A 17,383-nucleotide genomic window follows, 5' to 3' on the forward strand; every position below is an offset into this window, starting at 1 on the left:
GGAATGCTCATTTACCATTCGTAAACTCCGCTTCCTCAGGCCTTTTCGCCTTGTTTGGCTCTAGCTCGCGAGCTCTTGAACAGGTTCTGAAGACGCCCCCGTGCGGGGCGCCGGGACGGATCAGTTCCAGTGGGCCAGGGCGAAGCGCGGCAATTCGTCCGGATAGGGCTGGAAGGCCAGGTCCGAGGTGAAGGCGTAATTGATGGAATAGTTGAACACCGGCGCCCAGTAGGCCTGCGCGGCGATCCGCTGCAGCGCCTTGCGGTAGTTCTCCTTGCGCACGGCCGGGTCCATGGCGGTGTCGGCCACCTTGAGCCAGTCGATCACCTGGGGATCCTTGGCCACGTCGTCGGCATTGCCCTTGAAATAGACGCCGGTGGCCGCCGAGGCGTCGGCGATGGAGAACGAACCCCAGGCGAGAAAGGCCATGGGCACCTTGCCGGCGCGCTGCTGATCGCGCAGGGCGGCGTATTTCAGATAGCGCAGCTTGGCGTCGATGCCCACCGCACGCAGGTCGCCGATCAGCGCCTCGACCACGTCGCGCTCCCGGTAGGCGAAGATCTCGGTGCTGAAGCCGTTGGGATAGCCGGCGGCCTTGAGCAGCGCCTTGGCCTTGGCCGGGTCGTAGGGATAGCCCGGTACCGCCTTGGCGTCGCAGCCGAATTGCTCCGGATAGCAGGCCACCTGCAGCGGCTGGCTGCCGCCCCCCATGAGCTGGCTGGCGATGGCTTTGCGGTTGATCGCGTAGTTGACCGCCTGGCGCACCTCGGCCTTGGCGAAGGGCGAATCCGGGCTGGAGGCGCCCTGGGCGTCCATGCTGAGGAAGCCGATCCTCATGCTGGCACCGCTCTCCACGGTGAGATTGGGCGCGGCCTTGAGTTGCTCGGCCTGGTCCGGCGCCACGCGCCAGGCCCAGTCAATGCCGCCGGTCATGAGTTCGGCGAGCCGGGTCTCGGCGTCGGGGACGACGCGGAACTGGATATGGCCGATGCGCGGCTGCCCCTGGGGGCTGTCCTTGAAGTAGTCCGGATTGCGCTCCAGCGTGACCCCCTGGCCGCTGGTGACGGCGACGATGCGATAGGGCCCGGTACCTACCGGCTTCTGCGCGAAACCCGCCAGACCGACCTTCTGGAAGTACTTGCCGGGATAGATGGGCAAGGGATTGGCCAGGTATTCCAGCGCGGCGGGAAACGGTTGCTTGAGGTGCAGGCGGACCTTGTATTCGCCCAGCTTCTCGGCGCTCTTGATCCAGTTGACGTTCTGCTGGGTGACCACCTTGCCCTCGGGCGAAGTCACGTAGTTGAAGGTGAAGACCACGTCATCGGCGGTGAAGGGATCGCCGTTGTGGAAGGTCACGCCCTGGCGCAGCTCGAAGTCGAGGGTCAGCGGATCGACCTGCTGCCAGCCGGTGGCCAGCATCGGCCTGTATTCACCGGTCTGGGGATCGCGGTAGATCAGGGTATCCCAGGCCAGGTGGGCGAGGATGACGCCTTCACGGGCATCGTTGTGATAGGGGCTGACGTTTTCGGGTTCGGTGTCGGAGGCGTAGACCAGGGTGTCGTTGGCTTTGCCGGCGAAGGCCTGGCCCTGGGCCAGGAAGAGGGAAAACGCGATGCCACAAGCGAAACCTTTGAGTCCCATGCCGTCTGTCTCCGGGGCGGTGGTTGGTCAAAGGCAGGTCCGCGAAGCGCGGGAAAGGAGTTCTTGCTGAAGCCTGTTGTTGGTCTCTTGACCCGACTCTAGGTCTTGCCATCCCATGCCACAAGCAAAATATTTAGATGCGAGCCATGCCTTTTCGGCAAAGGAGGCCCCATGCACCCCTACGGCATTCAGTCCACCGCCCTGCGCTATTTCCTCGAGGTGGTGCGCTGCGGCTCCATCAGCGAAGCCTCCCAGCGGCTCAACGTCGCCGCCAGTGCGGTGAGTCGCCAGATCGCCAAGCTGGAGCGCGAACTGGAGACGCCACTGCTCGAACGCCGCGCTCGCGGCGTGGTGCCCAGCGCCGCCGGCGAGCGGCTGGCCGTGCATGCGCGCAAGGCGCAGCTGGCCAGCGAGCAGGTGGCGGCGGAGTTGCGCGGCCTCGCCGACCTGCGCCGCGGCCAGGTACGCCTGGCCACCACCGAAGGCTTTTCCCTGGACTTCCTGCCCGAGGTCATCGTGGCCTTTCGCCAGGGCTATGCCGGCATCCACTTTTCCCTGGAGGTCTGCGCGCCGGCGGCGGTCACGCGCCGGGTCCAGGAAGGTGACGCCGACCTGGGCCTCACCTTCAGCCTCAGGCCTGAGCCGGACATCAGCGTCGACGCCACCCTGAGTGGCGCCATCGAGGCGGTGGTGGCGCCCGAGCATCCCCTTGCCCGTCGTACCGGGCTGACCCTGGCCGATCTGCAGCCCTTTCCGCTGGCGCTGCCGATGCCCGATACCACGGTGCGTCAGCTGTTCGACATCTGCTGTGGCGTCCAGGGACTTTCCTTCGAGCCGGTGCTGGTGAGCAACAACATGCAGGCGCTCTATCGTTTCGCCGCCCTGGGCGGTGGCGTGGCGCTCTCAAGCGAACTGAGCCTGCGTAGCCGCCTGCGCGAAGGCCAACTGGTGGCCCTACCTCTGCTGGACGAAGGCCTGGCCGCGCGACGGATCGAATTGCAGAGCATGGCAGGCCGCGAATTGCCGCCGGCGGTGAATGCCTTTCGCCAGGCGCTGATCACGGCGCTGGTACGCTGAATCAAAGCGGTGCATCGCGCCGCCACAACGCACTGCAACAGGGCGGCGCGGCCGGTAGCCCTCCGCCGTCATGGCAAACAACCAGCATGGCACGGGGCCTGGCGGCAACTGGCACGCATCTGGCAAAGGCCATAGCGTGCAGGAGCACCGGCCAGCCGGTTTGATGCACCACAATCTGCAATGGATGACTAGGGTTCCGACTCGCTCGTGCGGGTGTCTGGTCCGAGAGTCGTCGACCTCTGATGGGGTTACACGGCGGGACAAAAGCCCGGGAGACACAGCGCCAGTCGCGTGCTCCTGTCCCGTCGTCCATCCTATTGGAGGTCCCATGCGCCATCCCCTGCTCGCCTCGCTCGTTCTCGGTTGTTCCCTGCTCCTTGGTGCCACCGCTCAGGCGGCGCCGCGCGACGACTTCAAGGTGTGCTGGACTATCTATGCCGGCTGGATGCCCTGGGGCGAAGTCCAGGCCCAGGGCATCATCGACAAGTGGGCCAGGAAATACGGCATCCACATCGAGGTCGTGCAGCTCAACGACTACGTCGAATCCATCAATCAATACACCACCGGCCAGTTCGACGGCTGCGCCATGACCAACATGGACGCCCTGACCATTCCGGCCGCCGGCGGCGTGGATAGCACGGCGCTGATCGTCAGCGACTACTCCAACGGCAACGACGGCGTGGTGATGAAGGGCAAGGGCAAGACCCTGGCCGACCTCAAGGGCCAGCAGGTCAACCTGGTGCAGTTCTCCGTCTCCCACTATTTGCTGGCGCGCGCGCTGCAGAGCGTGGGACTGAGCGAGAGGGACCTGACCACCGTCAACACCTCCGACGCCGACATGGTGGCCGCCTTCCAGACCGCCGACGTGCGCAACGTGGTGACCTGGAATCCGCTGCTGGCCGAGATCAAGGCCCAGCCCGACACCACCGAGGTGTTCGACTCCAGCAAGATTCCCGGCGAGATCCTCGACATGCTGGTGGTGGACACCGCCACGCTCAAGGACAACCCGGCCCTGGGCAAGGCCCTGACCGGTGCCTGGTTCGAGATGCTGGCGTTGATGCAGTCCGGCGACGCCAAGGGCAAGGCGGCCCTGGAAGCCATGGCCAAGGCCTCGGGTACCGATCTCGCCGGCTTCCAGGCGCAACTGGACAAGACCCGGCTGTTCGCCACGCCCGCCGAGGCCCTGGCCTTCGTCAGGGATCCCGCGCTGCCGACCACCATGCAGCGCATCGCCCACTTCTCCTTCGAACACGGCCTGCTGGGCCAGGGCGCACCCAGCGCCGAGGCCATCGGCATCGCCTATCCGGGCGGCAAGACCAGCGGCGACGCGGGCAATCTCAAGCTGCGCTTCGATCCGACCTTCGTACAGCTGGCCGCCGACGGCAAGCTCTGAGCCCCGCCGCGAGGAGGACGCCCATGCGCTTCATCAATCGGCATCCCGATCGGGGCGGCCGGCTCCTGCTGGTCCTGCTGCCCTTCGCCCTGCTCGCCCTGCTCTATCTGGTGGGCTCGGCCACCCGGCTGGCGGAGAACCCCAACGACAAGCTGCTGCCCAGCGTGGCGCAGATGGCCGATGCGGTGCAGCGCCTGGCCTTTACCGCCGACGTGCGTACCGGGGGCTATCCGTTCTGGCAGGACACCCTGGCCAGCCTGCAACGCCTGGGGCTGGGCCTGGTGATCGCCGCGCTGATCGCCCTGGTGGTGGGCATCGCCGCGGGCAGCCTGCCCCTGGTCGGCGCGCCGCTGTCGCCACTGGTGACGGTGCTCTCGATGATCCCGCCGCTGGCGATCCTGCCGATCCTCTTCATTGTCTTCGGCCTGGGCGAACTGGCCAAGGTGATGCTGATCGTGGTGGGCGTCACCCCGGTGCTGATCCGCGAGCTGGACCAGCGCGCCCGGGAGCTGCCCCGCGAACTGCTGATCAAGGCCCAGACCCTGGGCGCCAACAGCTGGACGGTGATCCTGCGCCTGGTGCTGCCGCAACTGCTGCCGCGCCTGCTCATCGCCCTGCGGCTGCAGCTGGGTGCCGCCTGGCTGTTTCTCATCGCCGCCGAGGCCATCGCCGCCACCGATGGCCTGGGCTATCGCATCTTCCTGGTGCGGCGCTATCTGGCCATGGACGTGATCCTGCCCTATGTCGCCTGGATCACCCTGCTGGCCTGGCTGCTGGACGCCGGCCTGCGCCTGCTGACGCGGCGCGCCTTTCCCTGGTACGGGGAGGGTCGCTGATGATCGAGGTCCGCAATCTCTGGCAGCGCTATGGCGAGCAGGTGGTGCTCGAAGGCCTCAATCTGCAGGTGCGCGAAGGCGAATTCTGCGCCCTGGTCGGTGCCTCCGGCTGCGGCAAGTCCACCTTCCTGCGCCTGCTGCTCGGCCAGGAGCGCCCCAGCCGCGGCGAGATCCGCATCGATGGTCAGCCGCTCTCGGCGGAACCGGATCCCGAGCGGGGGGTGGTTTTTCAGCGCTATTCGGTGTTTCCCCACCTGAGCGTGCTGGACAACGTCGCCCTGGGCCTGGAATTGCCCAGGTCCCCGCTGCTTGGCCGGCTGCTGGGCACGGCCAAGCGCCAGGCCCGGGAACAGGCCGCCACCCTGCTCGAACGCGTCGGCCTGGGCCAGGCGCTGGGCAAGTACCCGGGACAGCTGTCCGGCGGCATGCAGCAGCGCCTCGCCATCGCCCAGGCGCTGATCATCCGGCCGCGCATCCTGCTCCTGGACGAGCCTTTCGGCGCCCTCGATCCCGGCATCCGCAAGGACATGCACGCCCTGCTGCTGGAGCTCTGGCACGAGCGCCCGCTCACCGTGTTCATGGTCACCCATGACCTGCACGAGGGCTTCAGCCTGGCCACCCGGGTACTGGTGTTCGACAAGGTCCGCCAGGACCCGCAAGCCCCCGGCGCCTATGGCGCCCGCATCACCTACGACCTGCCCCTGACCGCCAAGACCCGGCCCGTGCATGCGGCCGGGACGCGGCCAGCCCTTACCTGACGAGGTTGCCCATGACTGACGAACTGCTCTACCAGGAACGCGTCCCCGGCGGCGGTACCGCCTCCTTCATCCTGCGCCGCGGCCAGACCCTGCGGCTGACCGACGTGGAAGGCGGCGCCAATGTCAGCCTGCTGCTGTTCAATGCCGATGACCGCAGCGAGCGGCTGAACCTGCCCGATACCCTCAAGGGCCAGCACACCGCGCGTCTCACCGCCGGCCATTGTCTTTATTCCGACATGGGCCGGGTGCTGGCGGCCGTGGTGCGCGACACCTGCGGCTGGCACGACAGCTTCGGCGGCGTGGCCAATGCCGCCGAGGTAGCGGAGAAATACGGCGCAGGTCGCTACCAGGAGCTGCGCAACGGCTTCCACCGCAACGGCACCGACAACCTGCTGGTGGAACTGGCCAAGTGGGGCCTGGGCCTGGAAGACCTGCTGATGACCCTCAACCTGTTCAGCCGGGTGGACGTGGATGCCGCGGGCGCCTTTGCCTTCGTGCCCGGCAACTCCCGCGCCGGCGATCTGGTCGAGCTCCATGCGCCCATGAACACCCTGGTGGTGCTGACCGCCCTGCAGCATCCGCTGGACCCGGACCCGGTCTATGCGCCGCGCCCGGTCGATCTCGCCCAGTTGCGCGCGGCGCCCGAGGTGGCCGAACGCTGCCGCACCTCGCGCCCGGAAAACGAGCGCGCCTTCCAGAACACCGCCCGCTACTTCCTCTGAGGCCCCGCCATGACCCTGATCGCCAGCACCAAACGCCCGGAAGATGCCAGCTACCGCGCCCTCCTGCCGGCCGGAGCGCCCTACCTCAAGGAGGTCAAGGCCGGCCAGACCCTGCGCATCCATGACCTGGAAGGCAACCAGGCGGTGGACACCCTCTTCTACGCCGCCGCCAACCCCCAGGAACGCTACGATCCCCAGCGCACCCTGAGACGCCAGGGCCGGGTCTATCTGTCGACCGGCAGCGTGCTCTATTCCAACCTGGGCAATCCCCTGCTGACCATCGTCGCCGACACCTGTGGCCGCCACGACACCCTGGGCGGCGCCTGCTCCCAGGAGAGCAACACGGTGCGCTACGCCCTGGATCGCCGGCAGATGCATAGCTGCCGTGACAACTTCCTCTGCGCCGGTGGCCATGACGGGCGCCTGGGCAAGCGCGACATCGGCGCCAACATCAACTTCTTCATGAACGTGCCGGTGACCGCGGACGGCGGCCTGACCTTCGCCGATGGCATCTCCGGCGCCGGCAAGTATGTGGAGTTGCGCGCCGAGACCGACGTCATCCTGCTGATCTCCAATTGCCCGCAACTCAACAACCCCTGCAACGGCTGGAATCCCACTCCGGCGGAGGTGCTGCTATGGGACTGACCCGCGCATGCCAGCTCTGGCAGTGGCTGCGGCCGCGCCTCTATCGGCTGTGTGAAGTCCGCGCCGGACGCTACAGCTACCGCGGCAAGCGCTAGACGCCGATTGACCTACCGCCCTCGCGCGGCCTCCTGGGGACGACCCCGGGAGCTTTTATCTGGCGGGACGGCCCGCCGCCTTCGAGGACGCCTCGAATGTTCACCACCCTGCTCATCGCCAACCGTGGCGCCATCAGCTGCCGCATCCAGCGCACCCTGCGCGACCTGGGCGTCGCCGCGGTTGCCGTCTACAGCGAAGCCGATCGCGCCAGCCGCCATGTCAGCGCGGCCGACCAGGCCTTCAGCCTGGGCGAAGGCGCCGCCGCGGCCACCTACCTGGACACCGCTAAGCTGCTCGAGATCGCGCGCCAGAGTGGCGCCCAGGCCATCCACCCCGGTTATGGCTTCCTCTCCGAGAACGCCGCCTTCGCCGAGGCCTGCGAAGCCGCCGGCATCGCCTTCGTCGGGCCCACCCCCGAGCAATTGCGCACCTTTGGTCTCAAGCACACGGCGCGCGCCCTGGCACGCGCCCAGGGCGTCCCGCTGCTGGAGGGCACCGAGCTGCTGGAGACCCTGGAAGCCGCCCTGGCGGCCGCGCAACGGATCGGTTATCCGGTGATGCTCAAGAGCACCGCCGGTGGTGGCGGCATCGGCATGCGCGTGTGCCGCACGGACCCTGAACTCGCCGAGGCCTTCGACGCCGTGCGCCGGCTGGGCCAGAACAACTTCAGCGACGCAGGCGTCTTCCTGGAGAAGTACATCGAACGCGCCCGGCACCTGGAGGTGCAGGTGTTCGGCGATGGCCAGGGCGAGGTGCTGGCGCTGGGCGTGCGCGATTGCTCGGTGCAGCGCCGCAACCAGAAGGTGCTGGAGGAAACCCCGGCGCCCAACCTGCCGGCCGGCATGGCCGAGGCACTCTGCGCCGCCGCCCTGGAGCTGGCGCGCGCGGTACGCTATCGCAGCGCCGGTACCGTGGAATTCGTCTACGACAGCGCCGCCGACCGCTTCTATTTCCTGGAGGTGAACACCCGGCTGCAGGTCGAGCACGGCGTCACCGAGCAGGTCTGGGGCTTAGACCTGGTGCGCTGGATGATCGAACTGGCCGCCGGCGAACTGCCGCCGCTGGCCGTGCTCGCCGCGGGGCTGCAGCCCCAGGGTCATGCCATCCAGGCGCGACTCTATGCCGAAGATCCGGGGCGCGACTTCCAGCCCAGCCCAGGCCTGCTGACCCAGGTCGACTTCCCACCCGCGGATGGCCGGGCGCTGCGCCTGGACACCTGGGTCGAGGCCGGCTGCGAGATCCCGCCCTATTTCGATCCGCTGGTGGCCAAGGTCATCGCCTGGGCCCCGGACCGGGACTCGGCTCGGCAGCGTCTCGACCAGGCCCTGGCCGCGACCCGGCTCTATGGCGTGGAAACCAATGGCGACTACCTGCGGCAGATCCTCGCCGCCGCGCCCTTCGCCTCGGGCCAGCCCTGGACGCGCTGCCTGGAAGGGCTGACCTACCAGGCCACCACCCTGGAGGTACTCAGCGCCGGCACCCAGACCACGGTGCAGGACGCCCCCGGGCGCCTCGGCTACTGGTCGGTGGGCATTCCCCCTTCCGGCCCCATGGACGACCGCGCCCTGCGCCTGGGCAATCGCCTGCTCGGTAACGACGGCCGCGCGGCCGCCCTGGAAATCACCCTGGCCGGCCCTACCCTGAGATTCAACACCGAGGCCGTGGTGGTGGTCACCGGCGCGGCGCTGCCGATCCTGCTGGACGACCAACCCCAGGCCATGGACAGCGTCTTTCGCGTCCCCGCGGGTGCCATCCTGCACCTGGGCACCATCACCGGCGCCGGCGCCCGCAGCTATCTCTGCCTGAGAGGCGGCCTGGACCTGCCCGACTACCTGGGCAGTCGTAGCACCTTCACCCTCGGCCAGTTCGGCGGCCACGGTGGCCGCGCCCTGCGCGCCGGCGACGTGCTGCACCTGCACCCGCTGACCGACGCACGCGCGGAGGCCCGGCTCCCCGTCGCCCTGACCACCCAGCTGCCCGAGACCCGCACCCTGCGCGTCATCTATGGGCCGCACGGTGCGCCGGACTATTTCAGCCCGGCCTATCTGGATCTCTTTCTCGCCACCGACTGGGAGGTGCACTTCAACTCCAGTCGCACCGGCGTGCGCCTGATCGGCCCCAAGCCGGAATGGACCCGCGAAGACGGCGGCGAGGCCGGTCTGCATCCTTCCAATATCCATGACAATCCCTATGCGGTGGGCGCCGTGGACTTCACCGGCGACATGCCGGTCATCCTCGGCCCCGACGGCCCCAGCCTAGGCGGCTTCGTCTGTCCGGTCACGGTGATCGAAGCCGACCTCTGGCAACTCGGCCAGCTCAAGGCCGGTGACCGGCTGCGCTTCCTGCCGGTGGACCTGGCCACCGCGCGGCGCCTGCAGCAGGCACGCCTGGCCGAGGAAAGCAGTCTGCAGCCGCAGGCGGAGATCGCCATCACGCCCAGGCGCGGCGATCCCGTGGTGCTGGACCTGGGCCAGGGCGCCGAGCGCCTGGTGGCGCGGCTGTCCGGGGATACCCATCTGCTGCTGGAGATCGGCCCGCCGGAGCTGGACCTGGCCTTGCGCTTTCGCGGCCATGGGCTGATGCAGGCGCTGGCCGCCCTGGCGCTGCCGGGGCTGTGCGAGCTCACCCCCGGCATCCGCTCGCTGCAGGTGCACTACCAGCCCGAGACACTGCCCCTGGCAGAGCTGCTGGCGGCGGTCAGTCGCTGCTGGCAGGCGCTGGGCGATGCCCAGGACCTGCGGGTGCCCTCGCGCATCGTCCATCTGCCGCTGTCCTGGGACGATCCGGCCTGCCGCCTGGCCATCGAGAAATACACCACCACGGTGCGCAAGGACGCCCCCTGGTGCCCGAGCAACCTGGAGTTCATCCGCCGGGTGAATGACCTGGAGTCCCTGGAGGCGGTCAAGCGCATCGTCTTCGACGCCAGCTACCTGGTGATGGGCCTCGGCGACGTTTATCTGGGCGCGCCGGTGGCCACCCCCCTCGATCCGCGTCATCGGCTGGTGACCACCAAGTACAACCCGGCGCGTACCTGGACCGCGGAAAACTCGGTGGGCATCGGTGGCGCCTATCTGTGCGTCTATGGCATGGAAGGCCCCGGCGGCTACCAGTTCGTCGGGCGCACCCTGCAGATGTGGAATCGCTACCGTAACGTGGAAGCCTTCCACGGCCAGCCCTATCTGCTGCGCTTCTTCGATCAGATCCGCTTTTATGAAGTCTCGGCGGAGGAATTGCTGCGCATCCGCGCCGACTTCCCCCTGGGTCGCGTGCCCCTGCGCATCGAAGAGAGCGAATTGTCCCTGGCCGACTACCAGGCCTTCCTGGCACGCGAAGCCGAGGGTATCGCCACCTTCCGCACGCGCCAGCAGAGCGCCTTCGCCGCCGAGCGGCAACGCTGGATCGACTCCGGCCAGGCGCATTTCGACAGTCAGGAAGCTGCCGTCGAAGCCACCGAGGATGCCCCCCTCGCCAGCCACCAGCTGGCGCTGGAAAGCCCGGTGGCCGGCAATCTCTGGCAGGCCCAGGTGCAGCCGGGCGACCAGGTGGAAGCCGGCCAGCCGTTGCTGATCCTGGAATCCATGAAGATGGAAATCCCGTTGCTCGCGCCCTGCAGCGGCCGGATCCACGACCTGCAGGTCCAGCCCGGCTCGCCGATCCGCGCCGGCCAGCGCCTGCTGGTCATCGACAAAACCTGAAGGAAGCCACCATGACATTCGATCTGCGCCTCGACACCCTGAGCGCCGCCTATGCCGCCGGGACCCAGACCCCACGCACGCTCTTCGCCGAACTGCGGGAACAGGCCGCGGCCCTCAATCCCGAGTACCACCTGTTCATCCACCTGCTGACCCCAGCCGAGCTGGAGCCCTACCTCGCCGCCCTGGACGCTCGCGATCCCGCCGAGCTGCCGCTCTATGGCATCCCCTTCGCGATCAAGGACAACATCGACCTCGCCGGCATCCCCACCACGGCAGCCTGCCCGGCCTATGCCTATGTGCCCGAACGTTCGGCGACCCTGGTGGAACAGCTGGTCGCCCTGGGCGCCGTGCCGCTGGGCAAGTGCAATCTCGACCAGTTCGCCACCGGCCTCAACGGCACCCGTTCGCCCTACGGCGCCTGTCGCAACAGTGTCCACCCGGACTATCCTTCCGGCGGCTCCAGTGCCGGTTCGGCCCTGGCCCTGGCCCTGGGTGTCGCCAGCTTCGCCCTGGGCACCGATACCGCCGGTTCCGGGCGCGTGCCTGCGGGGCTGAACAACCTGGTGGGCCTCAAAGGCAGCAAGGGACTGCTGTCCACCGCCGGCGTGGTGCCCGCCTGCCAGACCCTGGACTGCGTGACCTTCTTTACCGCCACCGCCGCCGAAGCCAGCACGCTGCTGGCGCTCACCGCCCGCCTCGATCCGCGCGATCCCTACAGCCGCGCCAATCCACAGTGGAACGATGCCAGCGCCTTCGGCCGCCCGCGACCCTTCCGCTTCGGCGTCCCGACCCAGCTGGAATTCCTCGGCTGCCCGGAAAGCCCGGCGCTGTTCGCGGCGGCCAAGGCGCGCCTGGAAGCCCTGGGGGGCGAAGCCGTGCCGCTGGACCTCACACCCTTCCTGGAAGCCGCGCGCCTGCTCTATGAAGGCCCCTGGGTCGCCGAGCGCTACAGCGTGGCCGGCGCCCTGATCGAGGCCGAGCCGGACGCCGTACTGCCGGTGATCCGCGCCGTGCTGGAAAAGGCCTCCGGTACCACGGCGGTGGACGCCTTTCGCGCCGGCTACCGCCTGCAGGCGCTGAAAGCCCGGTGCGACACCCTGCTGGCTGAACTGGACTGCGTGCTCACCCCCACCTATCCGCGGCCGGTGACCCTGGCGGAACTGGCCGCCGAACCGGTCGCCCGCAACGCCGATCTGGGTTACTACACCAACTTCATGAACCTGCTGGACTACGCCGCCGTAGCCGTGCCGGCCGGCGTCATGGCCAACGGCCTGCCCTGGGGCGTGACGCTGTTCGGCCGGGTCTTCACCGACCAGTACCTGCTGAGCCTGGCCGCGGCCCTGCAGGAAGCCCAGGGCCTGGCGCTGGTCGGCGGCGCCCTGCCGCACGCCAGCCTGCCGGCGCGCCCCGCCCGGCATGACCGTGCCCGCCTGGTGGTCTGCGGTGCCCATCTGCAGGGGCTGCCCCTCAATGGTCAGTTGTTGGCCCGCGGTGCCCGCCGCCTGGCCCTGACCCGGAGCGCGCCGCACTATCGCCTCCACGCCCTGGCCGGCGGCCCGCCGCTACGCCCGGGCATGGTCCGGGTCACCGAGGACGGCGCCGCCATCGAGGTGGAGGTCTGGGAGCTGCCCAGCAGCGAACTGGGCAGCTTTCTCACCGGCATCCCCGCCCCGCTCGGCCTGGGCAAGGTGGAACTGGCCGATGGCAGCTGGGAAACCGGCTTCATCTGCGAGCCCTATGGCCTGGCGGGGGCCGAGGACATCACGGCGCATGGTGGATGGCGGCCGTGGTTGGCGAGCCGCAGCGCCCGCTAGCGTGCCCCCCGGGCTCGGGAATCCGCAGGGTCCCGAGCCCGGGGGGAAGCCATCACCCGGCGTCCACCTCGCGCACCACCAGACGCTCCCCCTCCTGAACCGCCAGCAGCCGGACCGCCGTCGGCTGTGCCAGCAAACAGTCGGCCACCGCCGGCTCCAAGAGCCGGCGCAGGCGCCGGACCAGATCACGAGCGCCGAAGCGGGGATCGTGATCACGGGTCAGGAAGGCCCTGGCGCTGTCGTGCAGCTCCAGGCTTTTCCCCTGGCGGCCCAGGCGCTGATTGAGCTTGTCCAGCTCGATGGCGAGCAGCCCGGGTAGCCAGTCCTGATCGATGCGCTCGAACGCCAGGATCCGCTCGATACGATTGAGAAATTCCGGATCGAAGTGCGCGTGCAGCGCCTCTTCCAGGACAGGTCTTGGGTCCGCCGACAGCTTGAGCCAGCGCCGCCAGCCGTGCGCGAAGCGGGTACGCTGCTGCTGGACGGCCCGGGCACCCAGGTTGCTGGTCATGAAGATGAGGCTGTTGCGAAAATCCAGGCGCTTGCTGCCGGCGCTGAGCACCAGCTGGCCGCTGTCGAGTACATTCAACAGGGTACGGATGACCTGGCGATCGGCCTTTTCCAGCTCGTCGAACAGCACGATTCCAGGGCGGCCGTAGCTGCCGGCGATGGCCTCGGCATCGAACAGCGTGGTGCCTTCCTTGCTGCCCACATAGCCGGGCGGCGCGCCGGCCAGGGCCGCGGCGTAGTGTTCCTGGGCCAGGGTGTTCATGTCGATACGGCAGAGGGCGTCTGCCCGACCATGAATGGCCTGGGCCAGCAGGCGCACGATCTCGGTCTTGCCGACCCCGGTGGGACCAAGGAACAGACTCACGCCCAGGGGCCTTGCCGGATCACCGATGTCGGCCTTGACCACCTTGAGCAAGGCTTCGACCTCGTCAAGCACCCTGTCTTGCCCCAGGATGCGCGCCCGCAGGAGCGCCATGACTGCGGCGGGTTCGAACAGGAAGCGCGAGGGCAACGGCGGCTGACCCTCGCAGGCAAGCTGGTCGCGACTGTGCTCGATCAGGTCATTGACGAACGGCATGTCCCCTCACCTTTGCGGCCTGGCTCAACCCAGCTGGCGTTCCTGGCCGGGATGCGGCAACTCGCCCACCGGGCAATCGGCCACGCCAATCGTGGAGCGGGTCATCCGCTCGACGTCGGCCTGAGCCTTCTGGGCATCCAGCACCCAGGTGCGATAGAAGTCGAAGGGGCAGTCGGCCACGCCCTTGTCGCCGTCTCCGGAGTTGTAGACCCCGGTGTAGCCGCGGTGCAGCAGCTTGAACAGGTGGTTCTGCGACTGGTCATTGGCGCGGGCATCGCGAATCTGCGAGATCGACAGCTGGGCGTATTGGATACCCATCTCCTCCTCGCCGCACTCACCGAGGGTACGGCCATCGAAACCGATCAGCGCCGAATGGCCGAAGTAGCTGTATACCCCGTCGAAGCCGGTGGCGTTGGCCACCGCCACATAGCAGTTGTTGGCCCAGGCCATGGTCTTGGCCATCAGCACCTGCTGCTCCTTGGCCGGATACATGTAGCCCTGGCAACGCACGATCAGCTCGGCGCCCTTCATGGCGCAGTCGCGCCAGATTTCCGGATAGTTGCCGTCATCGCAGATGATCAGGCTGATCTTCAATCCCTTGGGGCCCTCGCTGACATAGGTGCGGTCACCGGGATACCAGCCCTCGATGGGGCACCAGGGAATGCACTTGCGGTACTTCTGCACGATCTCGCCCTGATCGTCGATCAGCACCAGGGTGTTGTAGGGCGCCTTGTGCGGATGCTCTTCGTGGCGCTCGCCGGTGAGCGAGAAGATCCCCCAGGTCCTGGCCTCGCGGCAGGCGGCGGCGAAGATCGCCGTCTCCTCGCCGGGGATGGTCGCGGCGGTGGCCATCATCTCGTCCCTGTCGTACATGATCCCCATGGTGCTGTACTCGGGGAACACCACCAGGTCCATACCCGGCAGGCCGAGCTTCATGCCCTTGATCATCGCGGCAATCTGCTGGGCGTTGGCCAGCACCTCCGCCTTGCTGTGCAGGCGGGGCATCCGGTAGTTGACGACAGCGACGCCGACGGTATCGGGGCTGCTGGAAATATCGCCATGGCGCATGGAGTGGCTCCTTTGAAAGGCTTGGACCGGGAATCAGTGGCTAATCATCCAGGGGCGGGTTGACGGACTGGTTTTCAGGCCATGGGGATTGGTCTTGCTGCGCGCCACCGGCTTGCTCGGCGCGCAGCAGCTGCAACCGGCGCCATGACCGCGCTTGGCCTGGTACTCCGCGAGGGACTGGGGCGCGTGGCGCGAACGTTCATTGGTCTCGTGGGCGTGACGCGCGCCGCCCGCCAGGGTCGCCAGACCAGGGGCGCTGAGAATCACTCGGTGGCTGGGCGCGGCGCAGGCGGGGCAGTTGCAGGGATCGTCGCGCTGGGCCATCGGGCGCAACAGGGTGAAATCCCCGCAGTCGGGGCAGTCGTATTCGTAGATCGGCATGACGGGCTCCTGGCGGCGGGGGCGCGACCGGTGGCCGCACCCGGGTGGCTCACTTGTCGTAGGCGATGGGCATGTCGATGCTGCCGTCCAGGTAGCGGGTCGGTCCGGCGGCAGTGGGGTTGATGTCGAACTCGAAGATGTCCGTCGGCAGCCAGAGGGTGGCGCAGGCGTTGGGAATGTCGACCACCCCGCTGATATGGCCCTGCACCGGCGCCGAGCCCAGCAGCGAGTAACCCTGGGCGCCGCTGTAGCCGAATTTCTTCAGGTACTCGATGGCATTCAGGCAGGCCTGCTGGTACGCCAGGTTGACGTCCAGGTAGTGCTGCTTGCCGGCGTCATCCACCGAGATGCCTTCGAAGATCAGGAAGTTGTTGTAGGTGGGCACGATGGGGCTGGGTTTGAAGATGGGATTCTTGATGCCGTACTTGGCCATGCCACCCTTGATCAGCTCGACCTTCATGTGCACCCAGCCGGCCATCTCGATGGCGCCGCAAAAGGTGATCTCGCCGTCGCCCTGGCTGAAGTGCAGGTCGCCCACCGAGAGGCCCGCACCCTCCACGTACACCGGAAAGAAGATCTTCGAACCCCGCGACAGGTCCTTGATGTCGCAGTTGCCGCCATGCTCGCGAGGCGGCACGGTGCGCGCGCCGGTGGCGGCTGCCGCGTCGCGGGCCGCGCCGGTGAGCTTGCCCAGGTGGGCGGTCGCGGCGAACGGCGGATTGGCCAGGGGCGGTACCCGGTTCGGGTTGCTGTCGATCAACTCCTGCTCGCGGGCGTTCCAGTTGGCCAGCAACTTGGGGTCCGGCAGGCAGCCGATCAGTCCGGGGTGGATCAAGCCAGCGAAGCGTACGCCGGGGATGTGGCGACTCTTGGTGAACATGCCTTCGAAGTCCCAGATGGATTTCTGCGCCGAGGGAAAGTAATCGGTGAGAAAGCCACCGCCGTTCTGCTTGGAGAAGAAGCCGTTGAAGCCCCACTGGGACTCGGCCTTGGCGCCGATGTCGAGCAGTTCGACCACCAGCAGATCGCCCGCCTCGGCGCCCTTCACCCCTACCGGACCGGAAAGATAATGCACGGTCGACAGGTCGACATCGCGCACGTCGCTGGCGTCGTCGTCGTTCTTAATCGCGCCACCGGTCCAGTCGTAGGTTTCCAGGATGAAGTCGTCACCCGGCTTGACCCAGCAGGCCATGGGGATGTCCGGATGCCAGCGGTTGTGGACGTTTTCGTTGTCGGTGGCGGCCTGGTTGAGGTCGACCTTGATCAGGGTGTCGGTCATCGCGCAGCTCCTGGCTGTTGGCGGTAGCGGGTGGGTTCCAGGTCAGTCTCGGGGCTGGGATTGGGGCTGCAAATACGTCGGATGACGTAGGCGCAAATCCAAACAAGGCAAGGCTTGGACGGGACTGCCAGGCAGCCGGAAGCGACCGCCGTGCTGCTGCAGGGCGGCCGTGCAGAGCGCCGGGGTCAGACCGACAGGTAGCGGCTGATGGTGGCCTCGTCGACCTTGTCGCGGGTCTCCTCGACCACGAAGCGGCCCTTCTCGATCACCAGGAAGCGGTCGGCGATGTCGAGGGTGAAGGACAGCACCTGCTCGGAGACCACGATGGTCAGGTCGCGCAGGGCGCGGATCTCTTTCAGGGTGCGGGCGATGTCCTTGATGATCGAAGGCTGGATACCCTCGGTCGGCTCGTCCAGCAGCAGCACCTTGGGATTGGTGGCCAGGGCGCGGGCGATCGCCAGTTGCTGCTGCTGGCCGCCGGAGAGGTTGCCACCCTTGCGCTGGCGCATCTCGTGCAGCACCGGGAACAGCGCATAAAGATCGTCCGGCACCCTGCCCCGGGCCGAGGCCGGCAGGCCGGTCTGGATGTTTTCCAGCACCGTCATATGGGAAAAGATCATTCGCCCCTGCGGGACATAGGCGATGCCGCGCTCGACGCGCTGGTGCGTCTCCAGCCGGGAGACGTCCTGGCCGTCCACCGCCACCTGGCCGCTCCACGCCGGCAGGATGCCCATCAGGCTGCGGAACAGGGTGCTCTTGCCCATGCCGTTGCGACCCATGACGGCGACGATTTCCTTTTGCGCCACCTTTAGGCTTAGCTCATGAAGGATGCGGCTCTGGCCGTAGCCGGAGACAAGATTCTGGATCGTGAACATGACCGGGATCTCCCGT

At 67.7% G+C, this 17,383-nt stretch carries 14 protein-coding genes and 1 riboswitch; of the genes, 8 read left to right on the plus strand and 6 right to left on the minus strand.

What is annotated here, in order from left to right:
- Window positions 1–120: 120 nt before the first annotated feature.
- Complete coding sequence (locus GSQ95_RS22675; protein WP_158895532.1) at window positions 121–1,641, minus strand: ABC transporter substrate-binding protein; 1,521 nt, start codon at window positions 1,639–1,641, stop codon at window positions 121–123.
- A gap of 171 nt (window positions 1,642–1,812) precedes the next feature.
- Between GSQ95_RS22675 and GSQ95_RS22680 the strand changes: the two genes are divergently transcribed.
- The 8 genes from GSQ95_RS22680 to atzF all read left to right on the plus strand — a co-directional run bounded on the left by GSQ95_RS22680 (window position 1,813) and on the right by atzF (window position 12,677).
- On the plus strand, window positions 1,813–2,718 hold the full coding sequence (locus GSQ95_RS22680; RefSeq protein ID WP_158895534.1) for a LysR family transcriptional regulator: 906 nt from the start codon (window positions 1,813–1,815) through the stop codon (window positions 2,716–2,718).
- 177 nt (window positions 2,719–2,895) lie between these two features.
- Window positions 2,896–2,995, plus strand: a riboswitch (guanidine-I (ykkC/yxkD leader).
- A gap of 51 nt (window positions 2,996–3,046) precedes the next feature.
- The gene (locus GSQ95_RS22685; protein WP_158895536.1) at window positions 3,047–4,111 is read left to right on the plus strand and encodes a putative urea ABC transporter substrate-binding protein; all 1,065 of its coding nucleotides are present in this window, start codon (window positions 3,047–3,049) and stop codon (window positions 4,109–4,111) included.
- A 23-nt stretch (window positions 4,112–4,134) separates the two neighbouring features.
- Entirely contained in the window at window positions 4,135–4,947 is an 813-nt protein-coding gene (locus tag GSQ95_RS22690) for an ABC transporter permease (RefSeq protein WP_158895538.1), read from the plus strand.
- On the plus strand, window positions 4,947–5,705 hold the full coding sequence (locus tag GSQ95_RS22695) for an ABC transporter ATP-binding protein (protein WP_158895540.1): 759 nt from the start codon (window positions 4,947–4,949) through the stop codon (window positions 5,703–5,705). The genes GSQ95_RS22690 and GSQ95_RS22695 overlap by 1 nt, the downstream gene beginning before the upstream one ends.
- 11 nt (window positions 5,706–5,716) lie before the next feature.
- Window positions 5,717–6,427, plus strand: coding sequence for an urea amidolyase associated protein UAAP1 (locus tag GSQ95_RS22700; RefSeq protein ID WP_158895542.1), 711 nt, complete (start codon window positions 5,717–5,719; stop codon window positions 6,425–6,427).
- Between the two features lie 9 nt (window positions 6,428–6,436).
- Window positions 6,437–7,072, plus strand: coding sequence for an urea amidolyase associated protein UAAP2 (locus GSQ95_RS22705; protein WP_158895544.1), 636 nt, complete (start codon window positions 6,437–6,439; stop codon window positions 7,070–7,072).
- Window positions 7,073–7,263: 191 nt separating this feature from the next.
- Window positions 7,264–10,863, plus strand: coding sequence for an urea carboxylase (uca, locus tag GSQ95_RS22710; RefSeq protein WP_158973921.1), 3,600 nt, complete (start codon window positions 7,264–7,266; stop codon window positions 10,861–10,863).
- Window positions 10,864–10,874: 11 nt separating this feature from the next.
- The gene (gene atzF, locus GSQ95_RS22715; protein ID WP_158892378.1) at window positions 10,875–12,677 is read left to right on the plus strand and encodes an allophanate hydrolase; all 1,803 of its coding nucleotides are present in this window, start codon (window positions 10,875–10,877) and stop codon (window positions 12,675–12,677) included.
- A gap of 52 nt (window positions 12,678–12,729) precedes the next feature.
- Here atzF and GSQ95_RS22720 read toward each other — a convergent pair whose 3' ends face one another.
- The 5 genes from GSQ95_RS22720 to urtE all read right to left on the minus strand — a co-directional run bounded on the left by GSQ95_RS22720 (window position 12,730) and on the right by urtE (window position 17,367).
- Window positions 12,730–13,764 carry an AAA family ATPase gene (locus GSQ95_RS22720; RefSeq protein ID WP_158892376.1) on the minus strand — a complete coding sequence of 345 codons (1,035 nt, stop codon included), beginning with the start codon at window positions 13,762–13,764 and terminating at the stop codon, window positions 12,730–12,732.
- Window positions 13,765–13,788: 24 nt separating this feature from the next.
- A complete protein-coding gene (locus tag GSQ95_RS22725) occupies window positions 13,789–14,832 on the minus strand; it encodes an aliphatic amidase (RefSeq protein ID WP_158892374.1) in 1,044 nt (347 codons plus the stop codon).
- A 33-nt stretch (window positions 14,833–14,865) separates the two neighbouring features.
- Window positions 14,866–15,213, minus strand: a complete 348-nt coding sequence (locus GSQ95_RS22730; protein ID WP_158892372.1) for a zinc ribbon domain-containing protein — start codon at window positions 15,211–15,213, stop codon at window positions 14,866–14,868.
- Window positions 15,214–15,262: 49 nt separating this feature from the next.
- Window positions 15,263–16,492: a formamidase gene (gene fmdA / locus GSQ95_RS22735; RefSeq protein WP_158892370.1), complete on the minus strand. Its 1,230-nt coding sequence runs from the start codon at window positions 16,490–16,492 to the stop codon at window positions 15,263–15,265.
- 185 nt (window positions 16,493–16,677) lie between these two features.
- Window positions 16,678–17,367 carry an urea ABC transporter ATP-binding subunit UrtE gene (gene urtE, locus GSQ95_RS22740; protein WP_158892368.1) on the minus strand — a complete coding sequence of 230 codons (690 nt, stop codon included), beginning with the start codon at window positions 17,365–17,367 and terminating at the stop codon, window positions 16,678–16,680.
- Window positions 17,368–17,383: the final 16 nt, after the last annotated feature.

This window comes from Pseudomonas sp. BAV 4579, assembly GCF_009765395.1.
In the GTDB taxonomy this organism is placed as follows: Bacteria; Pseudomonadota; Gammaproteobacteria; order Pseudomonadales; family Pseudomonadaceae; genus Chryseomonas; species Chryseomonas aestiva.

What these genes read in the sequence shown, in the direction of transcription:
- GSQ95_RS22675 (WP_158895532.1), bottom strand. Translation starts at nt 1,641, where the DNA reads ATGGGACTCAAAGGTTTCGCTTGTGGCATCGCGTTTTCCCTCTTCCTG.
- GSQ95_RS22680 (WP_158895534.1), top strand. Translation starts at nt 1,813, where the DNA reads ATGCACCCCTACGGCATTCAGTCCACCGCCCTGCGCTATTTCCTCGAG.
- GSQ95_RS22685 (WP_158895536.1), top strand. Translation starts at nt 3,047, where the DNA reads ATGCGCCATCCCCTGCTCGCCTCGCTCGTTCTCGGTTGTTCCCTGCTC.
- GSQ95_RS22690 (WP_158895538.1), top strand. Translation starts at nt 4,135, where the DNA reads ATGCGCTTCATCAATCGGCATCCCGATCGGGGCGGCCGGCTCCTGCTG.
- GSQ95_RS22695 (WP_158895540.1), top strand. Translation starts at nt 4,947, where the DNA reads ATGATCGAGGTCCGCAATCTCTGGCAGCGCTATGGCGAGCAGGTGGTG.
- GSQ95_RS22700 (WP_158895542.1), top strand. Translation starts at nt 5,717, where the DNA reads ATGACTGACGAACTGCTCTACCAGGAACGCGTCCCCGGCGGCGGTACC.
- GSQ95_RS22705 (WP_158895544.1), top strand. Translation starts at nt 6,437, where the DNA reads ATGACCCTGATCGCCAGCACCAAACGCCCGGAAGATGCCAGCTACCGC.
- uca (WP_158973921.1), top strand. Translation starts at nt 7,264, where the DNA reads ATGTTCACCACCCTGCTCATCGCCAACCGTGGCGCCATCAGCTGCCGC.
- atzF (WP_158892378.1), top strand. Translation starts at nt 10,875, where the DNA reads ATGACATTCGATCTGCGCCTCGACACCCTGAGCGCCGCCTATGCCGCC.
- GSQ95_RS22720 (WP_158892376.1), bottom strand. Translation starts at nt 13,764, where the DNA reads ATGCCGTTCGTCAATGACCTGATCGAGCACAGTCGCGACCAGCTTGCC.
- GSQ95_RS22725 (WP_158892374.1), bottom strand. Translation starts at nt 14,832, where the DNA reads ATGCGCCATGGCGATATTTCCAGCAGCCCCGATACCGTCGGCGTCGCT.
- GSQ95_RS22730 (WP_158892372.1), bottom strand. Translation starts at nt 15,213, where the DNA reads ATGCCGATCTACGAATACGACTGCCCCGACTGCGGGGATTTCACCCTG.
- fmdA (WP_158892370.1), bottom strand. Translation starts at nt 16,492, where the DNA reads ATGACCGACACCCTGATCAAGGTCGACCTCAACCAGGCCGCCACCGAC.
- urtE (WP_158892368.1), bottom strand. Translation starts at nt 17,367, where the DNA reads ATGTTCACGATCCAGAATCTTGTCTCCGGCTACGGCCAGAGCCGCATC.